Origin of the sequence: Pseudomonas sp. Pseusp88, from assembly GCF_047303955.1 — a bacterium.
GTDB lineage: Bacteria > Pseudomonadota > Gammaproteobacteria > Pseudomonadales > Pseudomonadaceae > Aquipseudomonas.
Genome location: NZ_JBGLYM010000005.1, coordinates 161,573 through 178,612 on the forward strand (window position 1 = coordinate 161,573; position 17,040 = coordinate 178,612).

Here is a 17,040-nt window from a genome sequence, read left to right on the forward strand (position 1 = left end):
ATCTGCTCCCGGCATGCCGCTGGTTAGCGTTGGCGACTACTTATAATGCTGCTCGTACGCCGCAACTTTCTCTGGGGTGATTAGTTCAAAGGGCACCCACACATCCGTTTCGACGGGCTCGCCGTTGATCATTTTTACGGCTGCTTGTACGGCGGCGTTGGCTTGCGCTTTTGGGTCCTGGAAGACTGAGGCGACTAGCATGCCGCGCTTGATCGCGTTCAGGCCGTCGGGCAGGCCGTCAATGCCGACAATGGCAATTTCGCCCTTGGTTTTGCCAGCTTGCTGCAGAGCCATGGCGGCGCCGATGGCCATCTCGTCGTTGTTGGCGACGATGGCATCAAACTTGGTGCCTGCCAGCAGCCAGTTGCTGGTCAGGTCCATGCCTTTGTTGCGTTGCCATTCGGCGCTTTGTTGTTCGACGATCTTGATACCGGGATAATCCTTGAGCACCTGTTTGACGCCTTCAGTGCGGTCGTGCGTGGCGTTTTGCGCAAGGTCGCCCATGATAATGGCGAGGGTGCCTTTGCCGCCGAGCTTTTCCGCCAGGTAGCGCATTTGCAGTTGCCCGGCCTCGATGTCATTGGACGCCACGGTGACGACGCCTTTAGGCTGCACGCGTTCGTCCGGATGGCGGTTGACGTAGACCAGCGGCGTCTTCGCCTCGACGGCGGCGCGGGTCAGGTTGGCGGTGGCGGCGGTGTCCACGGGCAGGACGATGATTGCGTCGACCTTCTGATTGAGAAAGCCCTGGACCTGATTGAGCTGGCGCACCACGTCGCCCTGGGCGTCCTCGAACTGGATCTGTACGTTTTCCTTTTTGGCAGCGTCCTCCAGGCCGCTGCGCACGTAGGTCATGAAGTTATCGTCGACTTTGGCAATACTCACGCCGATGCGATAGCTGGCGGTGGCCCATTGGCTGAAGACAAGTAGCAGGGTGGCAAAAAGCAGTGTGCAGCGACGCATGATAGTTTTCCTTTTATTGTTATGAGATGAAACTGATCAAGAAAAAACCTGAGGGCCGCTGGCGCGTTTTGGAGCAACGTCCCGGCGCGCCATTGGTCCTCAATTCAGCGTGAAGGCTTGTCGAAAACGTTCAAGTGCTGCTTCGCTGTCGCTGCTGGCCCAGCCTTCGAGCCCGACGACACCGCTATATCCCATGCTGAACAACTTTTTGGCAATGGCCGGGTAGTGGATTTCACCGGTGCCCGGTTCCATGCGTCCGGGAACGTCAGCCACCTGGATTTCGCCGATGGCGCTGCCCGCACGCTGGATCAACTCGATCAGGTTTCCTTCGCCAATCTGCGCATGGTAAAGATCCAGATTCATCTTGAGATAAGGGCTGTCGACGGCCTCGATCAGCGCCAACGTATCGTCGGCGCTAGCGAACGGCGTGCCGGGATGGTCCACCTCGGTATTGAGGTTTTCCAGCAGGAACACGCGACCGGCGTCTTCGCCCAGGCGGGCGATTTTTTCCAGGGTCTTGCAGGCGCTCAACCACATGCGGCCAGTGGCATGGGCCACGGGTTTGACCGGCAAGCCCTGGTCGTCCAGGCCGGTGCCGTGCAGGTTTAGGCTTGGGCAATTCAGTTGCGTGGCGACGGCCAGTGATTCCCGAGCGCTGTCGAGCAATTGCTGAATGCCGTCGGGGTCGGTCAGGTTGCCCGAGATGTAGCCGGTCATCGAGGTGAAGTCCGCGCCGGTGGCGGCGAGTGCGGCAATGTCCTTGGTTGTCCAGCCCCAGATTTCGGCGCTGAAGCCGAGTGCATGAATGCGTTTGACCCGCTCGATGAAGGGCAATTCGAGAAAGACCATTTCGGCACTGACGGCCAGTTTGAACGGCGTGAAGCTCATGACCGGCCTCCTTCGACGCGCACCGCTTTACCTTGCTGGAACGACTCGATACACGCACGGGCAATTGCCAGCGCCGCCCGGGCATCTTCGCCGCTGGCGAGTGGTTTTGCGCCTGTACGCAGGCAGTCTGTAAAGTGGTTCAGTTCGGCCACATAAGCATCACGCAGCAGGTCCGTGTCCAGGCGCTGGGTATCGCCCTGGATGCCATTGGCCAGATAGCGGACCAGGTCTGAGTCATTGACGCTGCCCATGGTCAGCATGCCTGCGCTGCCGAACACTTCGCCTCGAACATCGTAGCCATAGACCGCCTGGAAATTCGCTTCGGCCGTGGCGATAGCGCCGTTGTCGAAGCGGATCGTGACCACCGCAGTGTCGAGAAAGCCTTTGCTTTTGTAGTCCGGTGCAATCAGGGCATCGGCCATCACGAACACTTCGACGGCTTCGGCACCGGGATTAAGGTAGCGCAGGGTATCGAAATCGTGGATCAGGGTTTCGAGGAAGATCACCCACTGCGGCGAGGCAGCGGGATTGTTCAAGGCCGGATCGCGGGTCAGCGAACGCAGCAGTTGTGGTGTACCGATACGCCCGGCGACCACGTCCAGGTGGGCAGTGCGAAAGCTTTTGGCAAAGCGACGGTTGAAGCCGACTTGTAGCGCCACCTGCGCGTCGGCAGCGGCTGCGATAGCGCGGTCGGCTTCGTCCAGGGTAATGGCCATGGGTTTTTCGCAAAACACGCCTTTGCCCGCACGCGCCGCACTAATCACTAAATCGGCGTGACTGCGGGCGGGGGCGGCAATGAGTACGCCGTCGATATCCGGGTCATCGAGCAATTGCTGTGCATCGGCGTAAACCCGCTCGACACCCAGCTCAGCGGCGAGTCGAGCGGCCTGTCCAGGTGTCGGGTCGGCGATCGCGGCCAGGCAGGCACCGGGGATGTGCAGGGCGGCAGTCTGGCCGTGGAAGCTGCCCATACGGCCAGCGCCGATCAGGCCGAGGCGCAGGGTCTTGGATGTATTCATGAAATGACTCCCTTTTATTGTTGTTCAGTAGAAGCGTTTCCACTGCTATAACGAAGGGAGCAAAGCCTGTGCCAATTTTTAACTTGTTGATAATAAAGAGATTAATAAAAAAATTCCAAATTAAGTGTTCATTCTAATGACATGTCTATACTGACATGTCAAAAATATGAACATAGGTGCGGCCAGTGAACCCACAGCCAATGGCTTTCAGAGTGCAAGACCTTGATTACCTTACGGCACTCGGCCCGGCGTCGTTGAGCGAAGGGCCGATTGTGGCGCTGGAGAACGCCTGGCTGGCGTGCCTGAGCGGGCGTACCGATCAACCTGCCGGGGTGCGACAGGTGATTTGGGATTCCTGGCGACGCAGCGTCAGCGCAGGGCTAGACCCTAAAGACGGTGAGTACCGCTTTGTTGCGCCAACTGATTTGGCTGCAACGCTGGCGGCCAATCGAGTCTTGATCGGCGCAGCGGCGGAGGTCATGCGAGGCCTGCTGGCGTACAACCCCAGGGGCCATATCAACCTGACCGATGCCGAAGGCACGACGCTGTATTTCTGTGGGCTCGATCTCACACCCGTTGGCAGCCGCTTGCTGGAGTCGGTACAGGGCACCAATTGCACCGGGCTGGCATTGGCCGAAGACCGGTTAGTGTATGTGCTGGCCGAGGAAAATTTTGGCAGCGACCTGCGTCAGCGTCGCATGCATTGCGCGGCCGCACCTATCCGCGATGCCCAGGGCCGGACACTGGCCATGCTGACCCTGACCGCCGAGCCTGGCTGGTTTCATTTCCACACGCTGGGCACTGTGCAGGCCGCTGCAGAAGCGGTTTCGCGACAGATGGCGTTGCAGGCCTTGCTGGAAGAGCAGCAGACCGTGCTTGAAGTGCTCAACGAAGGGCTGGTGGTGTTGGATGAACGCGGCTGTATCAAGGCCCTCAACCGCTATGCCCGGCAATTGTTTCGCGTGGGCCGCGACCTGCTGGGCAGCCCGTTCCAGCGCCTGGGCCAGAGCGAACTCACGGATGAAATTCTGCTGCGCGGCGGGGAAGGGCTGCGCGATCTGGATTGCACGTTTGAACTGCATGACCGTAGCCATCTGGCGTGCCTGGTGTCCGTATGCTCACTGGCGCAGGGCGGGTGTATTGTTTCGCTGCGCGAGAACCGGCGTATCCGGGAAATTACCCGGCGCATCATTGGTAGTCAGGCCAGCTACACCTTTGAAACCATTCAGGGCAGTTCCCGGGCGATTCAGGATGCGTTGCACCTGGCGCGAATCGCCAGTCGCAGTGACTCGACCACACTGATCCTGGGCGAAAGCGGCACCGGCAAGGAGTTGTTCGCCCAAGCGATTCATAACGCCAGTGACCGTTGCGAAGGTCCGTTTGTGGCGGTCAATTGCGGGGCCATTCCGCGAGATTTAGTGCAGAGCGAATTATTCGGTCATGTTGAAGGCGCGTTCACCGGATCGGCCCGCGGTGGTTCGGCCGGCAAGTTCGAATTGGCCGATGGCGGCACGATCTTTCTCGACGAAATCGGTGACATGTCTTTTGATGCCCAGGTCAGCCTGTTACGTGTCTTGCAAGAAGGTGAAGTGACACGGGTAGGGGCAAAAAAAAACCGGCAAGTGAATGTCCGCATCATCGCAGCCACCCACCGCAACCTGAGTCAGGCAGTGGCTGACGGGGCGTTCCGTGAGGATCTTTACTATCGGCTCAAAGTACTGAGTTTGACGGTTCCACCGCTCAGAATGCGCCGCGAAGATGTTCCGCTACTGGCGCAGCATTTTCTGGGCCGTTGCGCTCGCTCGCTGCGCAAGTCGGTGCAGGGCATCTCGCCGGAGGCACTGGATGTTCTCTGCGCTTACCACTGGCCCGGCAATGTTCGAGAGCTGGAAAACATTATTGAGCGCGCAACCAATCTGGCTATGACCGAGCGAATCCAGCTTGTGGATCTACCGCTCGAAATCAGGCAAAGGCTGCGACCTTCGGCGCCAGGAGGCGTGCCTGAGCTCCAGGCCGCGCCGGACCTTGGTACCCAAGAAATGAACGCGATTATCACCGCACTCAAGGCGACCCACGGCAATATTCGCCTGGCCGCCAAGCAGTTGCATGTGTCCCGTGGCGGGCTATACAACAAAATGAATCGGTTTGGGTTGAGTGCCGACGTGTTTCGCTCGGGCCCTGAGCTTTGAGAGGGATAAACCACGCCGGGCAGCATCGAAGCCCGGCGCGGTGTGCCGTGCGCTCAGTAAGCGATCACACCTCGTTGACATTAACCCAGCGCTGTTCCCGTGCCGCCAGGCGAATGGCCGTGGCCAAGCGCTCGACTTCAAAGGCTTGCTCGAAATCAGTGCCGGTCTGTCCTTCCCCAGCCAGGGCCATGATCAGTTCATGCACTTCCAGGGTCTTGAGTTCGTTGTAGCCCAACTGATGCCCGGCTGCGGGACTGAAGGCTGCGTAACCCGGCAAATTCGGCCCGGCCAATAAACGCTGGAAACCGTCTTGCCCAGCGCGGCACAGGCGTAGTTCATTCAAGCGCTCTTGATCGAATATCAGGGTGCCTTGGGTGCCGCTGATTTCGAAGCTCAGATGGTTCTTGTAACCGTGCTTGAGCCAACTGCTGCTGAAGGTGCCCCGTGCGCCGCTGGAGAAGCGCAGCAAGGCGTGGGTCTGATCGTCGACCGCAATGTGGCGCAGTTCTGTGTTGCCAGCGGTGGCCGGACGTTGGCGATGCACGGTCTGGACATCAGCGCACACGGCTTCGACATTGCCGAGCAGGTAACGCGCCATTGAGAGTAAGTGGCTGCCCAGATCCGCCAGCGCCCCACCGGCGTGTTCGGTCTCGCAGCGCCACGACCAGGGGGACGCAGGATTGGCCATAAAGTCTTCGCTGAATTCACCTTGAAAGCTGATGATCTCACCGAGTTCGCCCTTCAGGATCAGCTCACGCGCCAGGCCGATGATCGGGTTGTGCTGGTAGTTATAACCCACACGCGTAACCACGCCCGCGTCTCTGGCGGCCAGGTGCATGGCGCTGGCCTCTGCAAGGCTCACCGCCAGCGGTTTTTCGCAGTACACCGGCTTGCCTGCGGCAATAGCGGCCATGGCCATCGGGTAGTGCAGGTGGTTGGGGGTGGTGATGGCGATCAGGTTGACGCTGGGGTCGTCGATCAATTGTTGCCAGTCAGTATGGGCCTGCTCAAAGCCCCAGGCGGTAGCGCAGGCCTGGGCCCGCACCGGGTCGGCGTCGGCCAGTGCGGCAAGGCGCAGCGTGAAGGGCAGTTCAAATACCGCACTGGCGTTGCGAAAGGCCAGGGCATGGGCACGGCCCATGAAACCCGTGCCGATAAGTCCGATTCCGAGTTCACGCATGAAAGGATCCTTGACGTTCTTGTTTTAGGAAATCCAGTTTATAGAATAAAAATTCTTTTTAGTAATTTTTCGGAATAAATATTTAAAATGGCGCACGGAGCACCGCTGGTACTGCGTTCAATCGTCGAACCCGACCTGCTCGTGAATTTCATCGACCTTCAATTCCAGTCGATAGGCCACGGCGATAAACAGCGCCTGGCACAGGCACAGGGTCGCACTCAATGAGCGGAAGGCAAACGAGCTGCCTTCATTGACCAGCAGTACAGTGCTGGCACGTTTGGCCAGCGGCGAGAGGTTGCTGTCGGTGATGATCAGGGTTTTCGCCTGATGGTGCTGGGCAATGCGCAGGCAGTGTTGAGTTTCCTTGCCGTAGGGCGTGAAACTGATTGCGATCACCAGGTCATTCGCACGCACGCTGCGCATTTGCTCGCGATAGCTGCCGCCCAGACCTGAAACGAGATGGATGCGTTTGTTGGTGTGCTGCAGGTTGTAGACCAGGTAATCGGCCACCGCGAACGAGCGGCGGACGCCGACCACGTAGATGTTGTCTGCATTGACGACCAGATCCACAGCCTTGTCGAATGCTTCGTCGTCGAGTTCCATGCCGAGCCGTTCGATACCCGACAGGGTCGCGTTGATGCATTCGCGCGCCAGGTCGCCGCCGCTGGCCTTCTGCGACTTGTTGGCGATCATGCTGCGGATGCGCTGCTGGTAGTTCTGCACCGGTGTGGTCTTGTGCGTGTAGGCCTCGCGGAACAACGCCTGCATTTCGCTGAAACCACTGAAGCCGAAGCGCTGGGAGAAGCGCACGATGGCCGAGGGATGCACTTCGCATTCGCTGGCGATGTCGCTGATGCGGTCAACCATGATCCGGTCGCTCTGCTGGCTCATGTAGCTGGCGATGCGTTTGAGCTGGCGCGGCAGGCTTTCGTATTCGTCAGTGATCAATTGCAGCAAACGCTCGGCATTGATCGGTGGGCTCTGGAGGTCGCTCTCCGGCGTGCTCTCGGTCGTAGCCGGCTGATCGGTGCGGGACATAAGAAATCCTTCTGGCTTGTTCTTGCAGGAATGACGAATCGCTCATCCCTTGACAATAGATGGCTGTGCGCAGTCTACAGGGTAGGCCGGGATAAAATCCTCGGCAGCGCATTGCGGTGTGCCCTGCTGCACGATGCACTCTATCTGGAACACTCGTACGAAGCATTCTAGAAAAAATATTCCACGTAAATATTTTATAGAATAAATATTGATTGTTCGGTCCGAGACGTTTTAGTCTGTGCCCACCAAGAGTGTTCGGCACCTCCATCGTGTCGAACGCAGGCTGATAAAAATAATAGGAGCCAGCATGGGCCAGACTCGTTTTGCCAGTGGACGTCAATTGGATCTGATTTGCCTGGGACGCCTTGGCGTCGACCTCTATGCGCAGCAAGTCGGCGCACGGTTGGAAGATGTCTCAAGCTTCGCCAAATACCTCGGCGGTTCTTCCGCCAATATCGCGTTCGGCACCGCACGGCTAGGCCTCAAGTCGGCGATGCTGAGCCGGGTGGGGGGCGACCACATGGGGCGTTTTCTGCTCGAATCCCTGGCCCGCGAAGGTTGCGATGTCAGCGCTATCAAAGTCGATTCCGAACGCCTGACGGCGATGGTCCTGCTGGGGCTCAAGGACCGCGAGACCTTTCCGTTGGTGTTCTACCGCGAGAACTGCGCCGACATGGCGTTGCGGGCAGAAGACATCAGCGAAACCTTTATTGCCTCCAGTAAAGCCTTGCTGATCACCGGCACCCATTTCTCCACTGACGGGGTCTACAAGGCAAGCATCCAGGCGCTGGACTATGCCGCGAAGCACAACGTCAAGCGCGTTCTGGACATCGACTATCGTCCGGTGCTCTGGGGCCTTGCTAATAAGGCCGACGGCGAAACCCGTTTTGTTGCCGACCAGAACGTCAGCCTGCATGTGCAGACAATCTTGCCGCGTTTCGATTTGATCGTCGGCACTGAAGAAGAGTTTTTGATTGCTGGCGGCTCCGAAGATTTGCTTACGGCTTTGCGTAAAGTAAGGCGTGTGAGCGCGGCGACCCTGGTGGTCAAGCTGGGGCCGCAGGGTTGCACAGTGATTCATGGGGATATTCCGGTACGGCTCGAAGACGGCGCGATTTACCCTGGCGTACAGGTGGAAGTGCTCAACGTGCTGGGTGCCGGTGATGCCTTCATGTCGGGCTTCCTTGCCGGTTGGCTGGAAGACGCCAGCGACGAGCGTTGCTGCCAGTTGGCCAATGCCTGCGGCGGCCTTGTGGTGTCACGCCATGCCTGCGCCCCGGCGATGCCGACCCGTGCTGAACTCGAGTATCTCTTTAGCAGCCCGGTGCCCATTACCCGGCCGGATCAGGATGTCACTTTGCAACGCCTGCATCAGGTCAGCGTGCCGCGTAAACAGTGGAAGCAACTGTTCGTCTTCGCCTTTGATCATCGCGGGCAATTGGTCGAGCTGGCGCACAAGAGCGGCCGCGAGCTGAGCGCCATCAGTGAGCTCAAGCAGCTCTTTATCAAGGCGGTTGAGCGGGTCGAAGCAGATTTACGCACTCAGGGCATCAAGGCGGATGTCGGGCTGCTGGCCGACCAGCGCTTTGGTCAGGACTCGCTCAACGCCGCCACCGGCCGCGGCTGGTGGATAGCGCGGCCGGTGGAGGTCCAGGGGTCGCGTCCGCTGGCCTTCGAGCATGGCCGCTCGGCGGGCAGTAACCTGATTGCCTGGCCGCAAGAGCACATCATCAAGTGCCTGGTGCAATTTCACCCGGACGACGAGCCTCTGTTGCGGCTGGAGCAGGAGGCGCAGATCAAGGGGTTGTACCAGGCGTCGCAAATCAGCGGTCACGAATTGCTGCTGGAAATCATCCCGCCCAAGGATCACCCCTCGACCTACCCGGACGTGCTGTATCGCTCGCTCAAACGCCTTTATAACCTGGGTATCTACCCTGCGTGGTGGAAGATCGAAGCGCAAAGTGCCGAGCAATGGAAACAGCTCGACGAGCTGATCCAGGAACGTGACCCGTACTGCCGTGGGGTGGTGCTGTTGGGCCTGAACGCCCCGGCAGCAGCCCTGGCCGAAGGCTTTCAGCAAGCGCGCGAGAGCCAGACCTGCCGCGGGTTTGCTGTGGGGCGGACGATTTTCCAAGAGCCGAGCCGCGCCTGGATGGCCGGTGAAATCGATGATGAAACCCTGATCCGCCAAGTGCAGGCCACGTTTGTCGAACTGATCAACGCCTGGCGCACAGCCCGGGCGTGACGTGAGACCGCGCAGGCCGCCTGAGCCGCAACGGACATTCAGACAACAATAAAAGGTGCAGCCATGCCCGCTATCCGAATTGGCATCAACCCGATCTCCTGGAGCAACGACGACCTCCCGGCCCTCGGTGGCGAAACGCCGCTGAGCACCGCGCTAAGCGAAGGCAAGGAGATCGGCTATGAAGGTTTTGAACTCAACGGTAAATTCCCCAAAGATGCCAAAGGCGTCGCTGACGTGCTGCGGCCGTACGAGCTGGCGCTCGTCTCCGGCTGGTATTCCAGTCGTCTGGCCCGCCGTTCGGTGGCCGAAGAGATCGACGCCATCGGCAGCCACCTTGAGCTGCTGGCCAACAACGGTGCCAAGGTGCTGGTTTATGGTGAAGTCGCGGATTCCATTCAGGGTCAGCGCATCCCGCTGGTCGAGCGCCCGCGCTTCCACACCCCGCAAGCCTGGCAGGAATACGCCGACAAACTCACCGAGCTGGCGCGTTTTACCCTATCCAAGGGCGTGCGCCTGGCCTATCACCACCACATGGGGGCTTACGTTGAATCGCCAGCCGATATCGACACGTTGATGGCCCTGACCGGCAGCGAGGTCGGCCTGCTGTTCGATTCGGGGCATTGCTACATGGGCGGCGGCGAACCGTTGCAGGTGTTGCGCAAGCACATCGAGCGGATCTGCCACGTGCATTTCAAGGACGTGCGTAAACCGGTGGTGCAGCTGTCACGCAATAACCTGTGGAGCTTCCCGGATTGCATCATCAACGGCACCTTCACCGTGCCGGGCGATGGTGATATCGACTTTGGCGCCTTGCTCGACGTGCTGCTGGCCGCCGATTACCACGGCTGGCTGGTGGTCGAAGCCGAGCAGGATCCCGCCGTCGCACCGAGCTATATCTTCGCCAAAAAAGGCTACGAAACCCTGCGTACGCTACTCGACGAGAGGACTAAGTGATGAGCCTGCTAGTCAAAAGCAATGCTTGCGGCCGGACCATGGTCGAACTGGGCAAAGATGAATTGGAATACGTCGGTTTTGCAGCTTATCGCTTGAGCCTGGGCGAAACGTTGCCGGTGTCGGCGGGTGACAAGGAGCTGTGTCTGGTGCTGCTCAGCGGCCGCGTCAGCATCAAGGGCGAAGCGCCGGGGCAGGGTGCGTTCGACTGGGACAACATCGGTGACCGGCAGTCGGTGTTCGAAGACAAATCGCCGTTTGCCGCTTATCTCCCTCCCGGCAGCCAGGCGCAGGTGGTTGCCCTTAGCGATGTGCAAATCGCAGTGTGTGCCGCGCCCGGCTCCAGCACCGCCAACCTTGGCCCGCGGCTGATCAAACCCGAAAACATGAAGCGCAGCGTGCGCGGCAAGGGGGCCAACACCCGCTATGTCTGCGATATTTTGCCGGACACCGAGCCCGCGCATTCGCTGCTCGTGGTTGAGGTACGCACGCCCTCCGGGCATTCGTCGAGCTACCCGCCGCACAAGCACGACACCGACGATCTGCCGCACCAGAGCTTTCTCGAAGAAACCTATTACCACCAGATCAGCCCACCCCAGGGCTTTGTGTTCCAGCGGGTCTACACCGACGACCGCAGCATCGATCAGGCCATGGCCGTAGAAAACAGCGACCTGGTCGTGGTGCCCAAGGGTTACCACCCTGTCAGCGTGCCGTACGGCTACGAGTCCTGGTACCTGAACGTGATGGCTGGCCCGAAACGTGTCTGGCAGTTCCATAACGATCCGCAGCACAGCTGGCTTCTGGATATCTGAATTTCAACCTTTGCACGGAGAATAATAACAATGAGCAACGCCCCGGTTTTAGGTCATTACATCGACGGTCAGGTGCAAGAAAGCGCCAGCGAACGGTTCAGCAACGTGTTCAACCCGGCCACGGGTGAAGTGCAGGCGCGTGTGGCGCTGGCCAGCCAAAGCAACGTCGACCAAGCCGTTGCCTCGGCATTAAAAGCCTTCCCGGCCTGGTCGGAGCAATCGTCCCTGCGCCGTTCCAGGGTGATGTTCAAGTTCAAGGAACTGCTCGACAGTCACCACCGCGAGCTGGCCGAAATTATCAGCCGCGAACACGGCAAAGTGTTGTCGGACGCGATGGGTGAAGTTACGCGCGGCATCGAAATCGTCGAATACGCCTGCGGTGCGCCCAACCTGCTGAAAACCGATTTCAGCGACAACATTGGCGGCGGCATCGATAACTGGAACCTGCGCCAGCCACTCGGTGTGTGCGCCGGAGTCACGCCGTTCAACTTCCCGGTGATGGTGCCGTTGTGGATGATCCCGCTGGCGCTGGTTACCGGTAACTGCTTCATCCTCAAACCGTCTGAACGTGACCCGTCCGCCAGTTTGCTGATGGCCCGTTTGCTCACTGAAGCCGGCTTGCCGGACGGCGTATTCAATGTGGTGCAGGGCGATAAAGTGGCGGTCGATGCGCTCCTGCAACACCCGGACATCGAAGCGATCTCCTTTGTCGGCTCAACGCCCATTGCTGCATACATCCACCAGCAAGCAACGTCCCGTGGCAAGCGTGTGCAGGCGCTGGGCGGGGCGAAGAACCACATGATTGTGATGCCTGATGCCGATCTGGATCAGGCCGCCGATGCCTTGATCGGCGCGGCTTACGGCTCGGCCGGTGAGCGCTGCATGGCGATCTCTATTGCGGTGGCGGTCGGTGAGGTTGGCGACCAGCTAATTGCCAAGCTGCTGCCGCGCATCGATCAGCTGAAAGTCGGCAACGGGCTGCAAGGCGACAGCGACATGGGGCCGTTAGTGACGGCCGAACACAAGGCCAAGGTCGAAGGCTTTATCGGTGACGGTGTGGCCCAGGGCGCACGATTGATCGTGGATGGCCGCAACCTCAAGGTGCCGGGCGCCGAGAACGGTTTCTTCGTGGGCGCCACGCTGTTCGATAACGTCACTCCCGAGATGAGCATCTACCAGCAAGAGATTTTTGGCCCGGTGCTGGGCATCGTTCGCGTGCCGGATTTCGCCAGCGCCGTCGCGTTGATCAACGCTCACGAATTCGGCAACGGCGTGTCCTGTTTCACCAGTGACGGCGGCATTGCGCGTGCATTTGCCCGCACCATCAAGGTCGGCATGGTCGGCATTAACGTACCGATTCCGGTGCCGATGGCCTGGCACTCATTTGGCGGCTGGAAGCGCTCTCTGTTTGGCGATCACCATGCTTATGGTGAAGAAGGCATTCGTTTCTACAGCCGCTACAAAAGCGTCATGCAGCGCTGGCCCGACAGCATCGCCAAAGGCCCTGAATTCAGCATGCCAACCGCCAAATAATGCCAATTAGAGCAGAATAATAATGAGCCAGCGCCTGCTTTTCGATCTGAGGCCACTGCGGATCAACGGTAGGCGCGAGCGAGCTTTCTTCGGGTATTGAAGGATCGGTTATGACCACAACAAGACTGACCATGGCTCAGGCCCTGGTGAAATTCCTCGATAACCAGTACATCGAGGTCGACGGAGTCCAGAGTAAATTCGTCGCCGGGATCTTCACCATTTTCGGCCACGGTAATGTGCTGGGGCTGGGCCAGGCGCTGGAGCAGGACAGCGGTGATCTGGTCGTCCATCAGGGGCGCAACGAGCAAGGCATGGCCCACGCCGCGATTGGCTTTGCCAAGCAGCACCTGCGGCGCAAAATCTACGCCTGCACCTCTTCGGTAGGCCCTGGCGCCGCCAATATGCTCACTGCTGCGGCCACGGCGACGGCCAACCGCATTCCGTTGTTGCTGCTGCCCGGCGATGTCTACGCCTGTCGCCAGCCAGACCCTGTACTGCAACAGATCGAACAGTTCCACGACTTGAGTATCAGCACCAACGACGCCTTCAAGGCCGTAAGCAAATACTGGGACCGCATCAACCGTCCCGAGCAATTGATGACGGCGGCGATCCACGCCATGCGTGTGCTTACCGACCCGTCAGAAACCGGCGCCGTGACCCTGGCCTTGCCGCAAGACGTACAAGCCGAGGCGTACGATTACCCGGATTACTTCCTGCAAAAGCGTGTGCACCGCATCGAGCGACGTCCGGCCACCGACGCCATGCTTGACGATGCCTTGGCGCTGTTCAAAGGCAAGCGCAAGCCGCTGATCATTTGTGGTGGCGGGGTGCGTTACTCCGGAGCCAATGCTGCGATGCAGGCATTTGCCGAGCGCTTCGACATCCCTTTCGCTGAAACCCAGGCCGGCAAAAGCGCAGTGGTCTCCAGCCATCCGCTGAACGTCGGAGGCATTGGCGAAACCGGTTGTCTGGCTGCAAACCTGCTGGCCCGTGATGCCGATTTGATCATCGGCATTGGCACCCGCTACAGCGATTTCACCACGGCGTCGAAGTCGTTGTTCCAACACCCGGATGTGCAGTTTCTCAACCTCAATATCAGCCCCTGCGATGCCCTGAAACTCGACGGCGTACAGTTATTGGCCGATGCAAAAATTGGCTTGCAGGCACTCACCCAGGCGCTGGGTGATTACCGTTCCGGCTGGGGCGAGCAACCACTTTTGGCCCGTGCGCAACTGGATGAAGAGGTTGACCGGCTGTATCAGGTCGACTACCAGGCGAAAGATTTCGTCCCGGAAATCAATGACCACATGGACCCGGCCGTCCTGCGCGAGTTCATCGAGCTGACCGGTTCCTGCCTGACTCAAAGCCGGGTACTCGGCGTGCTTAACCAGGCCCTGGCCGATGACGCGGTGATCGTCGCCGCAGCCGGCAGCCTGCCCGGCGACTTACAGCGCAGTTGGCGCAGCAAGGGCGTGAACACCTATCACGTCGAGTACGGCTATTCCTGCATGGGTTACGAAGTCAACGCCGCGCTGGGCGTGAAGCTCGCCGAGCCTGGGCGTGAGGTCTATGCGCTGGTGGGGGATGGCTCTTACATGATGCTGCACTCGGAACTGGCGACCTCGATCCAGGAGCGGCGCAAGATCAACGTGATCCTGCTGGATAACATGGCGTTCGGCTGCATCAACAATTTGCAGATGGGCAATGGCATGGACAGCTTTGGCACCGAGTTTCGTTTTCGCAACCCGGAAACCGGCAAGCTCGATGGCGATTTCGTACCGGTGGATTTCGCCATGAGCGCGGCGGCCTATGGCTGCAAAACCTACACCGTGAAGACCGTTGAAGCGCTGCACGCGGCGCTGGCTGATGCGCAATTACAGACGGTTTCGACCCTGATCGATATCAAAGTGCTGCCTAAAACCATGATTCACGGCTACCTGTCGTGGTGGCGGGTCGGGGTGGCGCAAGTCTCCACCAGCGCCCGCACGGACGCAGTGGCCAAAACCCTGAACGAACGACTGGCCAAGGCCCGTCAGTACTGAATGCCTCTGAAACCAACAACTATAAATTCAGGAGTCTTTACATGTCTTTGCTTTCCAGTTCACTGCGGGTTGGCGTCATCGGCACCGGTGCCATTGGTCAGGACCATGTGCGTCGTTGCAGCCAGACCTTACTTAACTGCGAGGTTGTGGCGGTCACCGATATCGACTTGCAGCAAGCCGCCAAAGTGGTTGCCGATCTGAATATCACGGCTGAGGTCTATCCCGATGGCCATGCGCTGATCAATGCACCGGAAGTTGATGCGATTCTTGTCACCTCCTGGGGCCCGAGCCACGAAGAGTTTGTGCTGGCAGCCATTGCGGCGGGCAAGCCGGTGTTCTGCGAGAAGCCCCTGGCGGTGACGGCCGAAGGCTGCCGACATATCGTCGAGGCAGAAGTGGCCCACGGCAAGCGGCTGGTGCAGGTCGGTTTCATGCGGCCATACGATGCCGGTTATCTGGCCCTCAAGGCAGTGATCGACAGCGGCCAGATCGGCGAACCCCTGATGCTGCATTGCGCCCACCGCAACCCCACGGTGGGTGATCAATACAGGACCGACATGGCCATCACGGATACGCTGATCCATGAACTGGACGTGTTGCGCTGGTTGCTCGACGACGATTATGTCTCGGTGCAGGTCGTGTTCCCGCGCAAGACCAGCAAAGCCCTTGCGCACCTGCGCGATCCGCAGATTGTGCTGCTGGAAACTGCGAAAGGTACGCGCATCGACGTGGAAGTGTTCGTCAACTGCCAGTACGGCTACGACATCCAGTGCGAAGTGGTGGGGGAGACCGGCATTGCCAAATTACCCGAGCCGTCCCAGGTGCAGTTGCGCAGTGGTGCGAAGCTGTCCAACGCGATCCTGATGGACTGGAAGGACCGGTTCATCGCCGCCTATGACGTGGAGTTGCAGGCGTTTGTCGACGGTGTGCGGGCGGGTCAGGTCGGTGGGCCGTCGGCATGGGCCGGCTTTGCTGCCGCCGTTGCCGCAGACGCCTGCATCGAAGCTCAAGCCAGTGGCCAGATCGTTAAAGTCAGCCTGCCAGAGCGTCCTCACTTTTATAACTGACGCTTGATCCTGCAAGGCCGTGTTCACAGAACAATAATAAGGAGTGCACACATGCGTATCGGACTTGTCGGTTATGGGCATGGCGGACGTTTTTTTCATGCGCCGCTGATCAGCAGTTTGCCGGGCACCACCTTCGTGGGGGTGGTGACACGTTCAGTGGAGCGCCGCCAGCTGCTATCGACGGAGTATCCCGGCGTGCCGGCCTTTGACAGCATCGGGCAATTGGTGGAAGCAGGGATTGATGTGTTGGTGGTGTCTACGCCACTCAAGGTGCGCCCGGCGCTGGTGCTCGATGGCATTGAGCACGGGGTGGCGGTGGTCAGTGACAAACCCTTCGCCGCTGATGCGCAGCAGGCGCAAACCCTGATTACCATGGCCGAGCGCCAGGGCGTGCAGCTGAGCGTCTACCAGAACCGCCGCTGGGACTCGGACTTCCTGACCGTGCGCAAACTCATCGAGTCCGGGGCGTTGGGCCAGATCAGCCGTTTTGAGTCGCGCATCGAACGCTACTCGCCGCAATCGGTGAACACGGCCAGCGGCGGCGGTTTGCTGCGTGATCTGGGCAGCCATCTGGTGGATCAGGCGCTGTTGCTGTTCGGCCCGGTTACCCGTGTGTATACCGAGCTGGAGTACCAGGAAAAAGACCAGCTGTTTGACAATGGTTTTTTTATGTCCCTGACCCACGCCAGTGGCGTTGTTTCGCAGCTCGGCGGCAGTTGCCTGCAAAACACCCCAGGGCCGCGTTTTCGGATCAGCGGCACTCAAGGCTGTTACAGCGTCGATGGCCTGGACGGGCAGGAGGCTTTGGCCCTGGCCGGGCTCTCACCCAGGACCGAAGGCGAGCGCTGGGGCGTTGAAGAGCATCGACGCTGGGGCTGGTTCGAGCAGGGCGAGGTGCGTGAACGGGTGCCTTCCGAGCGTGGCTGCTGGAATCAGTTCTATTTACAGCTGCAAGCCGCGTTGCAGAGCGGTGGACCACTGCCGGTCGATGCGCGTGATGCACTGGCGACCACCCGTGTTCTGGACGCCGCACGCTTGAGTGCCGAGCGTCATCAAGTGGTGGAGATGGGCGTGTTTGATTATCGTGGAATAAAATTAGAATTAAATTCTAAA

12 protein-coding genes and 1 pseudogene are annotated in these 17,040 nt (G+C 59.5%); 8 read left to right on the forward strand and 5 right to left on the reverse strand.

Features of this window, described 5'->3' with window-relative positions; genetic code table 11:
• Positions 1-36 precede the first annotated feature (36 nt).
• From ACCD02_RS09010 to ACCD02_RS09020, 3 genes are all read right to left on the reverse strand, one after another.
• Positions 37-963 (reverse strand): sugar ABC transporter substrate-binding protein, encoded by a 927-nt coding sequence (locus ACCD02_RS09010; RefSeq protein WP_413300526.1) that lies wholly within the window; start codon positions 961-963, stop codon positions 37-39.
• 99 nt (positions 964-1,062) lie between these two features.
• Positions 1,063-1,851, reverse strand: a complete 789-nt coding sequence (locus tag ACCD02_RS09015) for a TIM barrel protein (protein WP_413300528.1) — start codon at positions 1,849-1,851, stop codon at positions 1,063-1,065.
• Complete coding sequence (locus ACCD02_RS09020; protein ID WP_413300530.1) at positions 1,848-2,870, reverse strand: Gfo/Idh/MocA family oxidoreductase; 1,023 nt, start codon at positions 2,868-2,870, stop codon at positions 1,848-1,850. The genes ACCD02_RS09015 and ACCD02_RS09020 overlap by 4 nt, the downstream gene beginning before the upstream one ends.
• A gap of 200 nt (positions 2,871-3,070) precedes the next feature.
• On the opposite strand from ACCD02_RS09020, the gene ACCD02_RS09025 reads away from it, so the two are divergent.
• Positions 3,071-5,059, forward strand: a complete 1,989-nt coding sequence (locus ACCD02_RS09025; protein ID WP_413300836.1) for a sigma-54-dependent Fis family transcriptional regulator — start codon at positions 3,071-3,073, stop codon at positions 5,057-5,059.
• A gap of 64 nt (positions 5,060-5,123) precedes the next feature.
• On the opposite strand, the gene ACCD02_RS09030 is transcribed toward ACCD02_RS09025, so the two are convergent.
• Both ACCD02_RS09030 and ACCD02_RS09035 read right to left on the reverse strand, forming a co-directional pair.
• Positions 5,124-6,239, reverse strand: coding sequence for a Gfo/Idh/MocA family protein (locus ACCD02_RS09030; RefSeq protein ID WP_413300532.1), 1,116 nt, complete (start codon positions 6,237-6,239; stop codon positions 5,124-5,126).
• A 117-nt stretch (positions 6,240-6,356) separates the two neighbouring features.
• Positions 6,357-7,277: a MurR/RpiR family transcriptional regulator gene (locus ACCD02_RS09035; RefSeq protein ID WP_413300534.1), complete on the reverse strand. Its 921-nt coding sequence runs from the start codon at positions 7,275-7,277 to the stop codon at positions 6,357-6,359.
• Positions 7,278-7,584: 307 nt separating this feature from the next.
• On the opposite strand from ACCD02_RS09035, the gene ACCD02_RS09040 reads away from it, so the two are divergent.
• From ACCD02_RS09040 to ACCD02_RS09070, 7 genes and pseudogenes are all read left to right on the forward strand, one after another.
• Positions 7,585-9,522, forward strand: a complete 1,938-nt coding sequence (locus tag ACCD02_RS09040; RefSeq protein WP_413300536.1) for a bifunctional 5-dehydro-2-deoxygluconokinase/5-dehydro-2-deoxyphosphogluconate aldolase — start codon at positions 7,585-7,587, stop codon at positions 9,520-9,522.
• 63 nt (positions 9,523-9,585) lie between these two features.
• A complete protein-coding gene (gene iolE, locus ACCD02_RS09045) occupies positions 9,586-10,476 on the forward strand; it encodes a myo-inosose-2 dehydratase (RefSeq protein WP_413300538.1) in 891 nt (296 codons plus the stop codon).
• Positions 10,476-11,285 (forward strand): 5-deoxy-glucuronate isomerase, encoded by an 810-nt coding sequence (gene iolB, locus ACCD02_RS09050; RefSeq protein WP_413300540.1) that lies wholly within the window; start codon positions 10,476-10,478, stop codon positions 11,283-11,285. Before iolE ends, iolB begins: the two co-directional genes overlap by 1 nt.
• Positions 11,286-11,315: 30 nt before the next feature.
• Complete coding sequence (locus ACCD02_RS09055; protein ID WP_413300542.1) at positions 11,316-12,818, forward strand: CoA-acylating methylmalonate-semialdehyde dehydrogenase; 1,503 nt, start codon at positions 11,316-11,318, stop codon at positions 12,816-12,818.
• A 110-nt stretch (positions 12,819-12,928) separates the two neighbouring features.
• The gene (gene iolD, locus ACCD02_RS09060; RefSeq protein WP_413300544.1) at positions 12,929-14,860 is read left to right on the forward strand and encodes a 3D-(3,5/4)-trihydroxycyclohexane-1,2-dione acylhydrolase (decyclizing); all 1,932 of its coding nucleotides are present in this window, start codon (positions 12,929-12,931) and stop codon (positions 14,858-14,860) included.
• A 41-nt stretch (positions 14,861-14,901) separates the two neighbouring features.
• Positions 14,902-15,927, forward strand: coding sequence for a Gfo/Idh/MocA family protein (locus tag ACCD02_RS09065; protein WP_413300546.1), 1,026 nt, complete (start codon positions 14,902-14,904; stop codon positions 15,925-15,927).
• A gap of 51 nt (positions 15,928-15,978) precedes the next feature.
• Positions 15,979-17,022 (forward strand): annotated as a pseudogene (locus tag ACCD02_RS09070) (Gfo/Idh/MocA family protein); the annotation flags it as partial.
• Positions 17,023-17,040: the final 18 nt, after the last annotated feature.

What these genes read in the sequence shown, in the direction of transcription:
- ACCD02_RS09030 (WP_413300532.1), bottom strand. Translation starts at nt 6,239, where the DNA reads ATGCGTGAACTCGGAATCGGACTTATCGGCACGGGTTTCATGGGCCGT.
- iolD (WP_413300544.1), top strand. Translation starts at nt 12,929, where the DNA reads ATGACCACAACAAGACTGACCATGGCTCAGGCCCTGGTGAAATTCCTC.
- ACCD02_RS09025 (WP_413300836.1), top strand. Translation starts at nt 3,071, where the DNA reads ATGGCTTTCAGAGTGCAAGACCTTGATTACCTTACGGCACTCGGCCCG.
- ACCD02_RS09055 (WP_413300542.1), top strand. Translation starts at nt 11,316, where the DNA reads ATGAGCAACGCCCCGGTTTTAGGTCATTACATCGACGGTCAGGTGCAA.
- iolE (WP_413300538.1), top strand. Translation starts at nt 9,586, where the DNA reads ATGCCCGCTATCCGAATTGGCATCAACCCGATCTCCTGGAGCAACGAC.
- ACCD02_RS09020 (WP_413300530.1), bottom strand. Translation starts at nt 2,870, where the DNA reads ATGAATACATCCAAGACCCTGCGCCTCGGCCTGATCGGCGCTGGCCGT.
- iolB (WP_413300540.1), top strand. Translation starts at nt 10,476, where the DNA reads ATGAGCCTGCTAGTCAAAAGCAATGCTTGCGGCCGGACCATGGTCGAA.
- ACCD02_RS09065 (WP_413300546.1), top strand. Translation starts at nt 14,902, where the DNA reads ATGTCTTTGCTTTCCAGTTCACTGCGGGTTGGCGTCATCGGCACCGGT.
- ACCD02_RS09040 (WP_413300536.1), top strand. Translation starts at nt 7,585, where the DNA reads ATGGGCCAGACTCGTTTTGCCAGTGGACGTCAATTGGATCTGATTTGC.
- ACCD02_RS09015 (WP_413300528.1), bottom strand. Translation starts at nt 1,851, where the DNA reads ATGAGCTTCACGCCGTTCAAACTGGCCGTCAGTGCCGAAATGGTCTTT.
- ACCD02_RS09010 (WP_413300526.1), bottom strand. Translation starts at nt 963, where the DNA reads ATGCGTCGCTGCACACTGCTTTTTGCCACCCTGCTACTTGTCTTCAGC.
- ACCD02_RS09035 (WP_413300534.1), bottom strand. Translation starts at nt 7,277, where the DNA reads ATGTCCCGCACCGATCAGCCGGCTACGACCGAGAGCACGCCGGAGAGC.